Raw genomic sequence first — 16,192 nt, forward strand, 5'->3', positions numbered from 1 at the left:
CCAGGCTTGCAACACAAGCACTGCCTCCTATGCCAAATCACGCTACAGTCCTTTATTTATAAGGGCAGAATGCTATTAAAAAGATATTTTACCAAACACCTGTGCAAACATAGGCGTCAGTCGCTTGTTGCCAAACTCACTGAGGTGGTCGTCGTCAGAGTAGAGGGGATGGCCGCTCACACTGCCATAACAGCGGCCGGCCGGTACGGATCAAACAACACAAGCACCGCGTCGCCAGCAGCACAGCGCACAACATCAACAGGTCGACCATCAAAAACCCCGACCAACCCCGACATGCCATTTTGCAGATGTACCTGTTGCCACAGGCAACACGTTGGAAGTCTTGTTTTAGCGGTCTCAATACTGATCCGCGGCAAACCGCAAAAGTTTTCACTTATAGTGAAACGAAGAAAATCCGATTTGCACTGGGAGTATGTAGTGAGTGATGTCCAAGGAGCCGTAGCACCGCTGTCTGTCGCAGTACTTCTGCCTTGTTACAACGAAGGCCTGTCGATCCGACAAGTGGTTGAAAACTTCCGCAAAGTGTTGCCCGCTGCAACCATCTATGTTTATGACAACCGCTCCACTGACAACACGTCGGAAGAGGCCCGCGCTGCAGGTGCCGTGGTTCGCGCAGAAAACTGGCCTGGCAAAGGCAATGTGGTCAGACGCATGTTCTCCGACATTGATGCTGACATCTACGTCATGGCCGATGGTGATGGCACGTACGACGCCAGCGCTGCAGACCACATGGTGCAAACACTGGTGAACGACCATCTGGACATGGTGGTGGGCACACGGCGCGATGTGTATGCCAACGCGCACCGCCTCGGGCACGGTTTTGGCAACCGCCTGTTCAACGGCATGTACCGCAGTCTCTTTGGACCGTTGTTCAACGACATTTTTTCTGGTTACCGCGTCTTTTCAAGGCGTTTTGTCAAAAGTTTCCCCGCTGTGTCGAGTGGCTTCGAGATCGAAACAGAAATGTCGGTCCATGCCAGCCAGTTGCGCATGCCCATTGCCGAAATTGCCACAGACTACGGCGCCCGCCAGGAAGGGTCTGTCAGCAAACTGCACACCTTTCGGGATGCATTTCGCATCATGTTCACCTTCTTGATCCTGTTCAAAGAGATCCATCCAGCCCGGTTTTTTGCGGTGTTGGCCTCGGGCTTGTTGCTGCTGGCGGTGCTGCTGGCGGTTCCCATTGTTCTCACCTTCCTGGAAACGGGCCTGGTGCCCCGGTTTCCCACGGCCATTTTGGCCACAGGAATTGTCCTGGTGGCCTCCATCTTCATGGTCAGCGGTTTGATCCTTGACAGCGTGGCGCGTGGCCGACTTGAACAAAAGCGCATTTGGTACATGACCAATGCCAAAAAGTAGCAGTTTGCAAAATCTGCGCCCCATGTTTCTCCGCTTTCTGCTCGTTGGCGGCTCGGGCTTTGTCATTGACGTGGGTTTGACCTATCTGCTCATCAGCTTGGGTGTTGCACCCTGGTTGGCCCGCCCACCGGCTATTGCCAGCGCAGCCGTTTTCACCTGGCTGGCCAATAGGCAGTTCACCTACCAGGTGAGATCTCAGAAAAGCACCCAAGAGGCAGCCCGGTACGCGCTGGTGGCCACCCTCATGGCTGCACTGAACTATGCGGTTTACCTTGTCTTGCTGGGGCTCAGCGTGGCCCCAGTCTTGGCAGTCACGCTGGCGACAGCCATTCAGACGGTAGCCAGCTTTTTCGCTTATCGGCGCTTTGTGTTTCATCTGCCACGGTGATGCCATCCAGTCCATGAATCGCCAACTCTCCGCCTATCTTGATCTGATGCGGGTGGTCTGCGCCACGCTGGTGGTGCTGAGCCATTTGGGACATGGCCATCTGGTAGGTGGGTATTTGTGGCCGTTCACGGCGGTTGGCAACGAGGCGGTGATGGCCTTTTTTGTGCTGTCGGGTTTTGTCATCGCCTTTGTGACGGATCAGCGCGAACACAACGCGTCCACCTACGCTGCGGCCCGCCTGGCCCGGCTCTATTCGGTGATCCTGCCAGCCATGCTGCTGACTCTGGGTTTGGATGCCATCGGCCAAGCGATCAACGCCCAGAGTTACACCAACTCGCATGCTGCCGCCAGTGACAGTCCGCTGACGGGTTATGTCCTCTCGGCCCTCATGCTCAACCAGTCTTGGGCGCTGAATCAACACTTTGGCAGCAATGGTGCTTATTGGTCGATCCCTTTCGAGTTTTGGTATTACTTCATGTTTGGCGCGTTCATGTTGCTCAAAGGCTGGGCGCGCTGGTTGTTCACTTTGCTGGGGGCCACCCTGGCCGGGCCAAAAATTTTGGCCTTGTTGCCGGTCTGGCTGATGGGTGTGACGGTTTACCACCTGCTACAGCGCCACAAACCAAGCCATTTGGCGCTGGTGGCCGCACTGGGCAGCTTGGCACTTCTGGCTGGCATGCTCTGGACAGACGTCACCTCGTTTGGTCAATCCACCTTTTGGGGTATGGCCCCCGACAGTCGGCCATGGCAGTATGTGGTGGGCCTGTGTTTTGCAGTGCACATTTATGGCGCGACCGGGTTCGCTCAGTGGTTGGCCAAACCTTTTATGTGGTTTGCGCGACCATTGGCACTGCTGTCAGGCTCGACCCTGGCGCTGTATCTTTTTCATTTGCCCATTATTGGCGTCGTGAATGCGGTTGCTGCGGCGCAGGGACGTTCGGTTTACACCACCACCGCCATGATCGTCTTGCCGTTTGCTGTGGCACTCACGCTGGGTTACTGGTGTGAGCTGCAAAAGAAGCCGCTGCGCGCCCTGTTGCTCAAACTTTGGCGGGTGAACCAATGCCCACCAAGCCGATGAACCGAACCCGCCATACCGCTGTCGCGGTGGCCGCAACGTTATTTCTGTTGTATGGCGCTTTTGCTGTTTTCCTGGGTCAGGACACCAGTTGGGACACCCTCAATTACCACGTCTACAACCCCTATGCATTTCTGACTGGCCGGCTCAGCCTTGATCTGGCCCCCGCTCAACTGCAGAGCTACTTCAACCCGGTGCTCGATCTGCCTGTGTATTGGCTGACACAACATGTGCGGCCTTGGCTCGTCGGGTTTTGGCTTGGCGGGTTTCAGGGACTCAACGCTTTGCTGATTTTTTTGATTGCGCGTTTGCTTTTATCCAGCGGTGAGAAGGTACCCCTTTGGACGCCGCTTGGCTTGGCCTGCCTGGGCTGCCTGAATGCCAGCTTTGTCGCTCAGTTGGGCACGGCGGCGGGTGACAGCAGCAGTTCACCCTTTGTTCTGTTGGCGCTGTATCTGGCTTGTCTGTGGCATACCGCATTGCCCCAACACCAAGCAAGGTCAGCGCCTTGGGCGGTTTGGATCGGCTTGCTGATGGGGCTGGCCGTCGGCCTGAAGCTCACCAATGCGCCGTTCGGTTTGGCGATGGTGTTGGTTCTGGCGGTGTTGCCCATGCACCCGGCGAACAAGGTTCGCCAGATTTTCCTGTACGGTTTGGCTGCCCTCTGCAGCTTTGCAATCAGCGCTGGATGGTGGTTTTACCTGGTGTGGATCAAGTTTGGCAACCCGCTGTTTCCGCAATTCAATCGTTTGTTCAAGAGCGACCTCGCTGCCGCGACCTCGGTCATAGACACCCGCTGGGGCCCAGTCACGACGCTGGAAGCCTTGGCCTGGCCGTTTTGGATGAGCTTGCGCCCCTGGCGCATCCATGATGCTCTGCTTTACAACCATCTTTGGCTGCTTGTTTTCATTGTGGGCGTGCTTGCTTTGGCAAGCCACCTGTGGCGGCGCAGGCAGAGCCAGAACACAAACACAACCCCCGCGTTGCTGGTGCTGGTCTTTGTCGCTAGCGGCTATGTCGTCTGGCTCAAGGTGTTCAGTATTGGCCGCTATATGACGGTGGTGGAAATGCTGCTGCCTTTGCTACTGTTGCTCGGTCTCAAGAGCATTATTTGGCCGAAGCCCTCACTGATACTTACTTTTACGCTCTCTTTTTTGAGCTTGATCTTGGGTTTGAAACATTCCAACTTCGGCGTGCGGGCGGCTTGGGCACAGCAAAGTTATGTGGTGACCGTGCCAACCATACAGAACCCAGCCAGCGCCACGATCTTGATTGCGGCGGGTGGCGAACCCATCAGCTGGCTGCTGCCGCACTTTCCCAGCCAAACCGCTGTGCTGCGAGTCTCCGGCAACTTTCCCAGATCCAACGTATATGACCAGATGGTGCGCCAGACCGTGGCGACACGGGCAGGCCAGGTGTACGCGATTCTTCCAACAGCGGTTGATTGGACTGCCACCCGCGCGACGCAACTCAATGCCCGGCTGGCAGCAAGCAACTTGGCGCAGCATCCTGCGGCCTGCAAGCTGATGGGCCAGTTGATCCACTCGACGCCGCGCTATCGGGAAATCCAATTGCTGTATGGCGTTGACGGCCGCTGTCACGCACAAGCGGAAGACAGGGGGGCATCTTTGCTTCACAATCCAAACGACCAGATCGACCAAGGTACCCAGGAACTGGCTGACATCGGTTATCGGCTTGCAAAAAAAACCTGCCACAGTTACCCCGCTTTTGTCGGACAGATGTCACTACCATATCAGTTTTGCAATATAGAGAAGATTGACTCTTAGCCCTAATGACCGAAGCCCTAATAGCTATTTATCTCATAGCACTCGAGAGTTTCCATAAACATGGTCTCGCGCAATTCGTGGCCAAACCGTATATTAAGGAAATGCCCTATGGGTAGCGAATTTGGTTCCAAACCGACTGTTATTGTTGATCAATATATAGCTGCCTCGAAGGCATCAGGTACAAAACAAAATTACAAGGGACTTGCCATTCATGCATTGCCTGGTTTGCACGAGTTTATTCACGCCAAAATTGAAGAAGTCATCCCCGCCGGAAGCCATGTTTTAGAGTTGGCAGCAGGATCCGGCGCCATGAGCCTGAGGTTAAAAGACAATGGTTTTCATGTCACTGCAACCGACTACGTTTCCAATAACTTCAGATTACATGAAAAAATCCCGTTTTTTGAAACTGATTTGAATGGGGATTTTTCAGATAGATATGAGGGTGTATTTGATGCCGTTGTGGCGATCGAGATCATCGAGCATATTGAGAATCCAAGACATTTTGCACGACAATGTTTCAGATTGTTAAAAAAGGGTGGACGGATCATCTTTTCAACACCCAATGTCGACTCGGCAGCATCCATCGTCAGTCATATCCGGCATGGAACATACCAGTGGTTCAGCGATGCTGATTATGCACACGATGGTCATATATCACCATTGATGCAATGGCAAATTGATAAATGCTTTAAAGAAGCTGGTTTTGATTTTATTTACAAAGGCTCATTCGGCAATCTTTATGAGAGACTCCAAGGTTCACCGCGCCTCATTTTTTTATCGAAAATTGTCAATAAGTTGTCATCACTTGAGAAGACATTAAAAGGACAAATATTTGTCGCAGTCGCAGAAAAAATACAATAAACAGATCTGTACATATTTTCTGCAAGCATCATCCAAATCAGATTATCTTCACCATTAACAAAAATGAAACGCATCGCCGTTATTACCAGAACAAAGAATAGGCCATTACTGCTTAGCCGCTGTCTAGATTCGCTTGCCAAACAAACTTACAAGGATTTTCTCTGGGTCATTGTTAACGACAATGGTCATGCTGAAGAAGTTGACGCCATTGCGCGCAAGGCGGCGGAGCAGAAAATATCCGTTCAGGTCATTCATCGAACTGAGAGTATCGGCATTTCGGCTGCAGCAAACAATGGCATTACGAGTTCAACATCAGAGTTTATTCATCTACATGATGATGACGACACTCTTGAAGCAAATTTTTACCAGGAAACAATTGCATTTCTGGATGAGAAACCTCACTACTTTGGTGCAATCACGTCAACAACACGTGTTGACGAAAAAATTGAGTCTGATCGTGTTGTCATCTTAAATCGTTATGAGTATTATAAGTTTGACAGCACGCTGTATATCGCTGATTTAATCTGGAAGAATCAGTTTTCACCCATATCTTTCATATATCGACGAAAAATACTAGAAACAATTGAAATGTATGATGAATCCCTTCCTGTGCTTGAGGACTGGGATTTCAATTTACGTTTTGTTCAAAAATATGATATTGGTGTGATACCAAAATTTCTTGCCAACTATCATTGGCGCGTCGGAGCTCAAGCAGGTCATCTTGCTCAAACGGTTACCTCTGGATCAGGTCTACACAAGGAATTTACAGCGCTTGTTCGAAATAAACTCCTTCGCCAGGATTTGACTTCCGGGAAGTTTGGCTTGGGTACATTGATGGCATTGGGACGGTACCATCAACTTCAGCACAATACACTGGGTTTGATGAATGACAAACTTGATGCGCTTTTGCTATTCAGACGTATGATCAAAAAACTAGTGAGCATTTTCTCTCTTCGTAATTTTCAGCGCTGATCACCAGCATCAGGATTTCTCATACTCCAGATATTGATTTTTTCATTATCCTCTTTTCAACAAACGATAACCACCTTGTTAGATGTTTTCCTCACCATCAATGTTGAAATTTGGTGCAATGATGGCAAGAGTATTGAGGAGCGATTTCCACATGCTTTCCGTGAATACGTTTATGGCTCAACGAGCGTGGAAATTTCGACCTGGCCTTCCAAGCAGAAGTTTTTAAAGACATGGTTTAAAAAGCGTGTGTTTTGTTGAGCCACTTTTCTCACTTCGATCCGGTACTGAACCATTGACCGAGATGGTGAATTTATTCACTAGGAACACGCAAGAAATTCAACTCCATCTGGATGCGGAGTGGCTCGCTGAGTCTCCTGTGGCAAGGATCGACGTCCCACATGCCAATCGGCAAAATTTTCGGCAAGTAACAAGCCCCCGGCAAGGCCGGGGCTTGTTACTCACCGTCTTGAAATGTATAGTCTTTTATATCTATCGCCAGACGTTGCTGCAAATCTACATCAAAAATAACATGCTGTTTTTACGGCTTTATGGAAAACCGATAATCCTTTCTGCGTTGACAGACCTATAAAGTGGGCGCTCTCACCCAAAAATTGGGCGACTTTATTGACAAAAGCGCTTCGATTTATATTGCCAAGGCATACAAATACCAATCGCTTTATCCGATTGGCATCGGGATAGATATGTTTATCAATACCACCGACCATCAAAGCAATTTATGCCAGCATGATCCGTATCAGACCATGGTATGCCCCATAATTTACACCCATGAGGCGAATGATATTTTTATATATTTGCATGAATTGACTTTTAACTAATTCAAAATAGTTCACTCATTGTTCTGCGTCGGTACACCATTCTGATTGGCATTGCCGCAAGTCCGAGAAACTGTTTCACAGTGATACCTATAACCCACCCAGAGCTTTCGATGCCGCCTGAGAAATCAGTCCGATTGCCAGCGGATTCAAATGTTGATCATAAGGGCCAACTTCGAGCTTCAAGGCAGAGTTGGCCACATGCGCTGCAAAGATCGGCTGGGTGTCGATCACGGTTGCACCTGCTTCGTTGGCCAATTGCATAAAGCGTTCCCGACCCTCATCAGAAATAGACTTACCGCTATATAAAACAGAGCGATCACTGTCTAGCACAATAATCAGTCTGCCCTGCACATGCGGCTTGATGCGCGCAAAGAACACCTGGGTCACCCTGTCGACGATCCGTAATTCCTCGCTGGTGGTGATAACAGAAGCTTTGGCGGCAACAGGTTGCGGCGGCGACGCCGGCTTGAACAACGCGCCCAAGCCCGCTGGGGTGACCCGCAGTTGGCTCACCAGGTACTGCGCCAGCGCTGAATGGCGCAGTAGCCGTTTAACCATCCCCGCTGGTAGCAGCGTCTTCATCAACGGCGCCAATGTGATCGGGTCCAAACACGGACCATTCACATGACCTGACCCACACAGCGACTGCGCAACATCACCTCGTTCCATCAAGATCACAAAGTCACGCACGCCCAGCTTTTCATGCGCATAACGAATGCGCTCGGCATAGTCCAGCAACGATGTGCCCGGGCTGCCCATGGCATATACGGGACGACTGCCCAGCCAATGTTCCAACTGCTTACCGGGGCGGTCTGGCGCCGGCAGCATAGAGGCCTCAACAAAACTGTCACCAATCAATGCCACCGCGCGCGCATCCCGAACAAAGTCACGGTGCGCGGCATAGCCCAGATTATTGGCCGTTAGATGCTGGGCGTTTCGCAGATCCCAGCCTGTCGCCGCTACCCATTGGTGTCGGGGAGGGTAGGTCAGAATCACCGGATCGGTGTAATAACCCGTATCCGTCGAGGTTGACACCGGCAACACCCGGCACAACAATTCCAACGCCAACAACACACTCAGAACGCCCACCAGCCACAACGTAAATGTGCGCAACATGTCAAAAATTAAAGTAAATGAAAGCGCTGACCGAGGTGCGTGTCGCATTTACCAGCAGCAGCAGCAACACCGCTGCCGCCCCAGCGCCCAGCAACACAACCCGTAACGACGGATAGCTTTGACATAAGTCCAAAAGCTTTATTCCAAACAAATTGCTGTTCGGCGCCAAGAAGGCCATCACCCCCAGCCCAGTGCACCACATCAAACCAGTCGGCAAGTTCAGCCCGGCGTTCCACAAAAGCACGTGTGGCGCGGCATGGCTACCCATACCCAGCATGCTTTGCCACAACCGCACTGCACCCGACAGGGTCTCGGCCCTGAAGACCACCCAGGCCAACACCACCGACAACATCGTCAGTAGCCAAGCCAGCAGTGTCCACACCCGGCTGGCAGCCAACTGCTGGCAAAGACGCTCACCACACAACGCCCTGAAGGCGTGGTTCACCGCCAAATAAAGCCCATGCAAAAAACCCCACACGGCAAATGACCAACTGGCGCCGTGCCACAACCCACCAAGCACCATGGTCAGCATCAGGTTCACATAACGTCGCACCATGCCATGCCGGTTGCCCCCCATAGCAATGTACAAATAGTCCCGTAAGAACTGCGACAGCGACATGTGCCAGCGCCGCCAGAAATCGCTGATGTTGGTTGCCCGGTATGGTGAATTGAAGTTGAATGGCAAACGCACGTTAAACATCCACGACAGACCGATGGCCATGTCCGAATAACCCGAGAAATCAAAATAAAGCTGAAACGTATAAGCCAGTGCCCCCAACCATGCCTCTTGCATGGACATGATCGAGCCCGCGTCAGCAGCGTGAAATATCGGATCTGCATAGGGGCTGATGCCATCGGCCAACACAATCTTCTTGAGCAATCCCAGCGCAAAAATCGCCACACCCGCCGTGAAGTTGCCCGCGTTAAACCGATAAGTGGCTGACTGCCGAAACTGCGGCATCATCTGCGCGTGGTGCAACACCGGGCCGGCAATCAGGTGAGGAAAATAGGTCACAAACAAGCCGTAGTGCACCCAATTGCGCTCCCGCACACCTTTTTGCGCTGTATCCACCAAATAGGCAATTTGTGTGAAGGTGAAAAATGAAATGCCAATGGGCAGCACCACTTCGGCCAACTCCCAGGTCTGGCCCAACGCTGCATTCAGGTTGTCGACAAAAAAATTGGCGTACTTGAAATAGCTCAGCAACGCCAGATTGGCCAACACGCCCAGAATAAGCCACCTCTTTTGGCGTGGTTTCTGGGCCTGCGCTGCAACATCTGCAGCCAAAGCGATCCTTTCACCGACCAAGTAGTTGCCAGCAACCGATGCCAGAAGTAACAAGGTGAACTGTGGCATCCAGTAACCATAAAAGAATACCGATGCAACAAATAACCACAACGCTGCTGCCCTGTGACTGAATCGCGCCACCGCAAAATAGCCGCCCAATACCACTGGCAAAAAGAAAAAAGTGAACGTTATGGTCGTGAATAACATGGATGAACTTTACTGGGTTGCGCAGCAGAGACTGTGACCGATTGCGCGCATGGCATTCCTAGCCGTTCGGACCTGCCCGGACTCAGCAAATGCCCGCCAGTGCATGAGAGCGGGACAAACAGACGCCAATGTATGCCCGGTCATAATCTGATCAATGGTCTGGACAGTCTTCAAGACACAGCATTTGGAAGTTGAATAGGGCAAGGATAACGACATGGGCTTGTACACATCTCTGGTTTCATCGTTTGTGTTTCCCTTGCATGAACGCCTCAAACACCACAACTCTGTGGCATTGCGCCAACAAATGGAAGAAGTGCAATGGTGGTCCACTGACCGCATCGCGGCCTACCAATTACAACGTCTGCGGGATTTGTTGATGGATGTAGGCACCCATGTGCCCTACTACCAAGCACTCTTTGCAAAACATGGGTTTCACCCTGACCGCGTTCAGAATACGGCCGATTTGCAGCGTTTACCCTTCTTGAACAAACCCATCATCCGTGCCAATACAGATGCCCTGAGGCATACCAAGGCACAGAGGTTGGCCCGCTTCAATACGGGCGGCTCGTCTGGGGAGCCTCTTGTTTTCTACATCGGGGAAAAACGCGTCAGTCACGATGTGGCGGCCAAGTGGCGCGCCACCCGCTGGTGGGGTGTAGACATTGGCGATCCGGAAATTGTGGTGTGGGGGTCTCCCATCGAACTGGGTAAGCAAGACCACATCAAAGCTTGGCGCGACAAGCTGTTGCGAACTCAGTTGTTGCCTGCATTCGAGATGTCGGAGTCAAAGTTGGACCAGTTCATAACCACCATTCGCACGGTCAAACCAATGATGCTGTTTGGCTACCCTTCGGCGCTGACGCACATCGCCAAACACGCGCAAAAACGTGGCATCAAGATGACGGACCTGGGAATCAAGGTGGCCTTTGTCACATCAGAGCGGCTCTACGACGAACAACGCAGCACCATCGGCCAAATATTTAATTGCAAGGTGGCCAATGGCTACGGCGCGCGCGATGCAGGCTTTATCGCCCATGAGTGCCCTGCGGGCAACATGCACCTGACAGCAGATGACGTCGTGGTTGAAATAGTCAACGAAGCGGGCCAGGTGCAGCCAGCAGGGGTTGTCGGTGAGATTGTGGTAACCCATTTGTCTACCAATGACTTCCCGTTCATTCGATACCGTACCGGTGACATTGCCGCACTGGGTACTGCGCCCTGCAGTTGTGGGCGAGGGCTGCCACTGCTGCAAGACATCCAGGGCCGCAGCACTGACTTTGTGGTCGCAGCTGACGGTACGGTGCTGCATGGTTTGTCGCTGGTATACATATTGCGAGATCTGCCTGGTGTCCAGGCGTTCAAAGTCATTCAGGAAACCCGGACGCTGACCCGGGTGCTGTTGGTGGCGGATGCGCACTTTTCCGACGCATCTTTGGCATTGATTCAAAGCGGCTTCAAACGCAGATTGGGTGATGAAGTGGAAGTGATTGTTGATCTTGTGGATCACATCCCGGCTGAAAAGTCTGGCAAATACAGATACATCGTCAGCCACGTTTGACCATGAGCCCACGCCTTCGCCTCGTGCATGTGGTGTACAGCTTCTCGGTGGGCGGTCTTGAGAACATCATCGTGCAGTTGATCAACCGATTGCCCGCAGACCGGTTTGAACATGTGCTGCTGTCGCTCACCACGATCGGAGACTTTGCCCAACGCATTGAGCGACCGGGCGTGCAACTGATTGCTCTTGGCAAAGGCCCTGGCCACGCCGTGCCGCTGTACCCAAAAATTTGGCGCCTGTTTCGCCAACTCAAGCCCGACGTTGTGCACACCTGCAACCTGGCGGCGCTGGAGGTGTTGCCGCTGGCGTGGGCGGCGGGTGTGCCCAGACGCATACACGCCGAACACGGCTGGGATGCCCATGACCCGCAGGGGCGCAACCCAAAGTACCAACGATTGCGGCGACTGTACCGTCCGTTTGTCAGTCACTATGTTTCCGTCTCCAAAGATCTGGACAACTATCTTGCAGCCGCCATTGGTGTGCCAGACCAGCGGCGCAGCCTGGTGGCCAACGGCGTGGATACGGATGTGTTCAGACCTGCTGAAACGGGTGTTGCGCCGCAGGCGTGTCCGTTTGATCCGGTACAGCATTGGCTGGTGGGCACCGTGGGTCGGCTGCAGACTGTGAAGAACCAGCCCTTTTTGGCGGCGGTATTTGTCATGCTGTTGGCGCAGCACCCCGAAGCCGCAGCACGCGCCCGCCTGGTGTTGGTGGGTGAAGGCCCGCTGAGGGCAGAAGTGGAGCGCATCCTGGCGGAAGGCGGCGTCAGCCACCTGGCGTGGTTGCCTGGTATGCGCCACGATGTGGCGACCATTTTGCAGAGCATGAGCTGCTTTGTGTTGCCGTCCCTCACCGAGGGCACCTCATGCACATTACAAGAAGCCATGGCGACCGGCCTGCCCACGGTGGCCACCGCTGTGGGAGGCACGCCAGACCTGGTGACGGCAGGCCAAACCGGACAGCTGGTGCAGCCCGGGGATGTGGCCGGCATGGCGCAGGCGCTCTGGGTTTATTTGAGCCAACCCGCGTTGGCGCTGCAGCACGGCACACAGGCACGTGCCCATGCCTTGCAGCGCTTTGCTTTGACCAGCATGATCCAGCGTTACGATGCATTGTTTTCGGCCCAAATCTAGCAAGCTATCTGCACTGTGGACACGCACTCCCCTCACATCCTGGTTTTTTCAAGCCTTTTCCCCAGCCAAGCGCAGCCGACGGCGGGGGTGTTTGTACGTGAACGCATGTTCAACGTGGCCAAACACTTGCCGCTGTGTGTGGTGTCACCCAAGCCCTGGTTTCCGTTGCAGGGCTTGCTGCGTCTGATCAAACCACACTTCAGACCCGAGACCAATCGGTATGAGGAGCAAGCGGCCGTCGATGTGTTCCAGCCGCGCTACCTGTCTTTTCCTGGTGTGCTCAAGCGCTTTGACGGTGTATTGATGGCGCTGGGTGCTTGGCGCTCGGTGCGCCGCCTACAAAAACAGGGACGGGTGCAGTTGATCGATGCCCACTTTGCGTACCCGGACGGTTATGCAGCCACACTGCTGGGCAAATGGCTGAATCTGCCGGTAACCATCACCCTGCGTGGCACCGAACACCGCCATTCAAGAGACAGGACATTGCGCCAACCACTGCACAAAGCGCTGCAACGCGCCGTGCATGTGTTTGGCGTGTCAGAGGACCTGTGTGATGTTGCACGGCGACTTGGCCTGCCCAACAGCAAGTTGCAGGTGGTGGGCAATGGGGTTGATTTGACCAAGTTCAGTCTGACTGAAAAACCGCTGGCCAGATCAGCGCTGGGATTAGACAGCAGTGACGTGGTGCTGGTATCGGTCGGTGGCTTGGTGGAACGCAAGGGGTTTCATCGCGTGATCGAGGTTTTGCCTGAGCTGCTGAAACAGTTTGCCAATTTGCGGCTTCTGATTGTGGGTGGGGCCACAGCAGAGGGCAATAACCGAGCCCAACTGGAGCAACAGGTCAAAGATCTTGGCCTGCAACGCCAGGTACAGTTTTTGGGTCCACGACCACATGACCAGTTGGCGCCAATACTGAGTGCCGCTGATGTGTTTGTCTTGGCCACAGGCAACGAGGGCTGGGCCAATGTATTTCTGGAAGCCATGGCCTGTGGCTTACCCGTGGTCAGCACACAAGTGGGCGGCAACAAAGAAGTTGTTACAAGCGACGACTACGGATTTCTGGTGCCTTTTGGCGACAGCGCTGCGTTGTGCACTGCACTAGCCACAGCCATTCAAAAACAATGGGACACCCGTGCCATTGTGGCTTACGCACAAAACAACTCGTGGGAACACCGCGTGAAAACCTTGGTACAAAAATTCAAGGAACTGACACATGATTGAAGGCATGCTGTTTTGGTTGGATCTGGGTTTGATGATCTATTTGTGCTGGCGACTTATCAAACTCAGGAAGGGCGAGGCCCCTGATCTAGGCCTATTTTCATTCAAAGAAACGGATAAAAAACCATGAGAGATATGGTCATGTTTTTGGCCATGCTGGGCATGGTACCCATGGCCATTATGAATGGTTTTGTGGCTTTTTTGTTTTGGGGCTACACCACGGTATTAACACCGGCTCACTACTTATATGGTTTCATGCTGGGTGTGCGGTTCAACTTTATATTTGCCGCCGTTGCCTTGGGTTTGCTTTTTCTTGGCAAAACAGGCACCAAGGGAACAAAATTAAAACTATCCGCTACTTACTGGCTTCTACTCGCCTTTTTTATACACGCCAGCTTGAGCACCCTATTTGCGCTACGCCCCAACCCCATGCTCGCCATCCGGTATGAAGATTTTGTCAAGGGATTCGCATTTACACTGGCTATTCCATTTTTTGTAAGAGATCGGGCCGGGATTCATGCTTTGTTGGTAATGCTAGCACTTGGACTGGGCTTACATGGTGTTGTGGAAGGGTTGAAATTCATCGCCTCAGGTGGCGGTCATAGAATGAACGGTATTGGCAATTCGTCACTGACCGACAACAACTTATTTGCTGTAGGAATGGTTATTGTCTTGCCTATTTTGCTTTATTTTTCTACGGTATTTAATAACAAATACAGCAAAATTGCTGCCATCATCGGCGCACTGTTAACAATATTAACCATTATTGCCACCAATTCTCGGGGTGGCTTTCTGGCGCTGTCCGTCCTGGGCTTGTGGTATTTCGTAGGAAGTCGTCGCAAGGGACTTGCTTTATTGGGCGTTCTGGCAGGTGTCGTGATCATTTTTTTGGCCGCACCTGACAGCTGGTTTGACAGGGTGTCTTCGATTCAAACTGCAGATGAAGATCTCTCTTTCATGAATCGGGTTGCCGCATGGAAAGTCAGCGCGGCTTTGGGCTTGGCAAATCCTGTATTTGGGGCGGGATTTTCAGCCATTCAAAATTTCTGGATTTGGGAAATTTATAAAGACATGCCAAGCTTTTTCTCAATGGACATGAGCCAATACAGCACCTTGGTAGCACACAGTGTTTACTTTCAAGTCCTTGGTGACATGGGGTTTATTGGTTTGTTTCTATTTTTGGCATTGCTTGCCTCCAGTTATTTCAACAGGCGATCCATCACTCAAAAAATAAAAAAATTTGATCGTCCTGATTTAATTTGGGCACGTGATATGGCAGACGCCATATTTTTGTCGCTGCTCGGCTATATGGTGGGGGGGGCTGGTGTCAGCTTAACCTACTACGAGGTGGTTTATATTCTGATTTGCCTGATGTCGGTATTGCACACCGTTGTTGACGCTCAAATCAACAACAAGTTACGCACGCTGGCTTGATGCTAGTTTGAGATAGGCTGAAGCTGAAAGTGTTTTCCCGTTCAATTCATTGACAAAGAACGAAATGTATTCATCCAGCACAGATAAAAAATTCTCAAGATCTTCAGGCGACCTCACATAAGGGGTGTTGCCTGGCGACAAAGAAGGGCTGTGATAAGTCAGGCCAAAGAAGCTGCAACCCTGCGCATGCAGACACCGGGTCAGGTTGATGAGTTCTTTGGCACTGTAACCCTCGGGGGTGAGTTTGACCCGTTCAAGCAGGCCAGCCCTGGAGGCCATGCCAGGCAGTCGCAGGTGTTTGGCCAGACTCTTTTGCATGGCGGGGTACAACCAGCGCCCTTGGCGATGTAGTTTGCCTGCATAACCCGCGGTGGCAGGGAGTTCCAACAAGGTTTGGTTATGGGCTGTGAACCAGCGCGGGTGGGCGTCATGTTTTGAGAAGTTGGGGCCGCCATCACCACGCATGTCAGTGTAAGGAACAACGCTGGCATCGATCAAATAACCTAGCTGGGCGATGGTGTCTGCTGTGTGCGGGCCAACGCCGTAGCGCCCAGCTTTGAACACGATGGGCCGTTTGCCAAAGCTGGCGTCAATGGCTTGGGTCAACAGTTCAAGCTTTTGATACTCGAGTGCTTGCGGCAGGTTGCCGGCATAGGAGTTGTGGGTATTGACCTCTTCGTCATGCGGCGGCGACACCCAGGGGTGCAAATGGGTGCCTATCTCACACCGCCCGACATTCATGAGGGCCTTCAGCACCTTGACGGCCTGAGGGTCGTTGGCCACAGGCCAATCTATGACGTAGGTGGGGACCACTCCGTGTTTGTCAAATACCCGTTGATGAACCAAAGGCTGTGCGGCAATAGACCGCGTGCAGGTATTGCTCCTGGAAAAAGGCTGGCTCCAGTCAAACTCCTCTTCTGTGTCCACCACCACCGT

13 protein-coding genes and 1 pseudogene are annotated in these 16,192 nt (G+C 52.5%); 10 read left to right on the plus strand and 4 right to left on the minus strand.

Annotated elements, in window-relative coordinates; all coding sequences use genetic code 11:
- Positions 1-75: 75 nt before the first annotated feature.
- Positions 76-186 (minus strand): annotated as a pseudogene (locus FDG13_RS21345) (SGNH hydrolase domain-containing protein); the annotation flags it as partial.
- Between the two features lie 252 nt (positions 187-438).
- On the opposite strand from FDG13_RS21345, the gene FDG13_RS07240 reads away from it, so the two are divergent.
- From FDG13_RS07240 to FDG13_RS07265, 6 genes are all read left to right on the plus strand, one after another.
- The gene (locus FDG13_RS07240) at positions 439-1,380 is read left to right on the plus strand and encodes a glycosyltransferase (RefSeq protein ID WP_370528184.1); all 942 of its coding nucleotides are present in this window, start codon (positions 439-441) and stop codon (positions 1,378-1,380) included.
- A gap of 22 nt (positions 1,381-1,402) precedes the next feature.
- Complete coding sequence (locus FDG13_RS07245; RefSeq protein ID WP_180126235.1) at positions 1,403-1,768, plus strand: GtrA family protein; 366 nt, start codon at positions 1,403-1,405, stop codon at positions 1,766-1,768.
- A 13-nt stretch (positions 1,769-1,781) separates the two neighbouring features.
- On the plus strand, positions 1,782-2,849 hold the full coding sequence (locus FDG13_RS07250; protein WP_180126237.1) for an acyltransferase: 1,068 nt from the start codon (positions 1,782-1,784) through the stop codon (positions 2,847-2,849).
- A gap of 281 nt (positions 2,850-3,130) precedes the next feature.
- Positions 3,131-4,633, plus strand: coding sequence for a hypothetical protein (locus FDG13_RS07255; RefSeq protein ID WP_180126240.1), 1,503 nt, complete (start codon positions 3,131-3,133; stop codon positions 4,631-4,633).
- A 108-nt stretch (positions 4,634-4,741) separates the two neighbouring features.
- Positions 4,742-5,494 (plus strand): bifunctional 2-polyprenyl-6-hydroxyphenol methylase/3-demethylubiquinol 3-O-methyltransferase UbiG, encoded by a 753-nt coding sequence (locus FDG13_RS07260; RefSeq protein ID WP_180126242.1) that lies wholly within the window; start codon positions 4,742-4,744, stop codon positions 5,492-5,494.
- Between the two features lie 63 nt (positions 5,495-5,557).
- Positions 5,558-6,466: a glycosyltransferase gene (locus tag FDG13_RS07265; protein WP_180126244.1), complete on the plus strand. Its 909-nt coding sequence runs from the start codon at positions 5,558-5,560 to the stop codon at positions 6,464-6,466.
- A 923-nt stretch (positions 6,467-7,389) separates the two neighbouring features.
- On the opposite strand, the gene FDG13_RS07270 is transcribed toward FDG13_RS07265, so the two are convergent.
- Positions 7,390-8,418, minus strand: coding sequence for a hypothetical protein (locus FDG13_RS07270; protein WP_180126247.1), 1,029 nt, complete (start codon positions 8,416-8,418; stop codon positions 7,390-7,392).
- A gap of 1 nt (position 8,419) precedes the next feature.
- Entirely contained in the window at positions 8,420-9,775 is a 1,356-nt protein-coding gene (locus FDG13_RS07275; RefSeq protein ID WP_255435145.1) for an MBOAT family protein, read from the minus strand.
- Between the two features lie 385 nt (positions 9,776-10,160).
- On the opposite strand from FDG13_RS07275, the gene FDG13_RS07280 reads away from it, so the two are divergent.
- From FDG13_RS07280 to FDG13_RS07295, 4 genes are all read left to right on the plus strand, one after another.
- A complete protein-coding gene (locus tag FDG13_RS07280) occupies positions 10,161-11,471 on the plus strand; it encodes a phenylacetate--CoA ligase family protein (RefSeq protein ID WP_370528187.1) in 1,311 nt (436 codons plus the stop codon).
- A gap of 2 nt (positions 11,472-11,473) precedes the next feature.
- On the plus strand, positions 11,474-12,604 hold the full coding sequence (locus FDG13_RS07285; protein WP_180126254.1) for a TIGR03088 family PEP-CTERM/XrtA system glycosyltransferase: 1,131 nt from the start codon (positions 11,474-11,476) through the stop codon (positions 12,602-12,604).
- 15 nt (positions 12,605-12,619) lie between these two features.
- Complete coding sequence (locus tag FDG13_RS07290; RefSeq protein WP_370528185.1) at positions 12,620-13,825, plus strand: glycosyltransferase; 1,206 nt, start codon at positions 12,620-12,622, stop codon at positions 13,823-13,825.
- 123 nt (positions 13,826-13,948) lie between these two features.
- Positions 13,949-15,256, plus strand: coding sequence for a putative O-glycosylation ligase, exosortase A system-associated (locus FDG13_RS07295; protein ID WP_180126256.1), 1,308 nt, complete (start codon positions 13,949-13,951; stop codon positions 15,254-15,256).
- On the opposite strand, the gene FDG13_RS07300 is transcribed toward FDG13_RS07295, so the two are convergent.
- Positions 15,239-16,039, minus strand: a complete 801-nt coding sequence (locus tag FDG13_RS07300; protein WP_180126258.1) for a glycosyltransferase — start codon at positions 16,037-16,039, stop codon at positions 15,239-15,241. The genes FDG13_RS07295 and FDG13_RS07300 overlap by 18 nt on opposite strands.
- Between the last annotated feature and the right edge of the window lie 153 nt (positions 16,040-16,192).

Origin of the sequence: Rhodoferax sp. BLA1 (genome assembly GCF_013416775.1) — a bacterium.
Lineage (GTDB): Bacteria > Pseudomonadota > Gammaproteobacteria > Burkholderiales > Burkholderiaceae_C > Rhodoferax.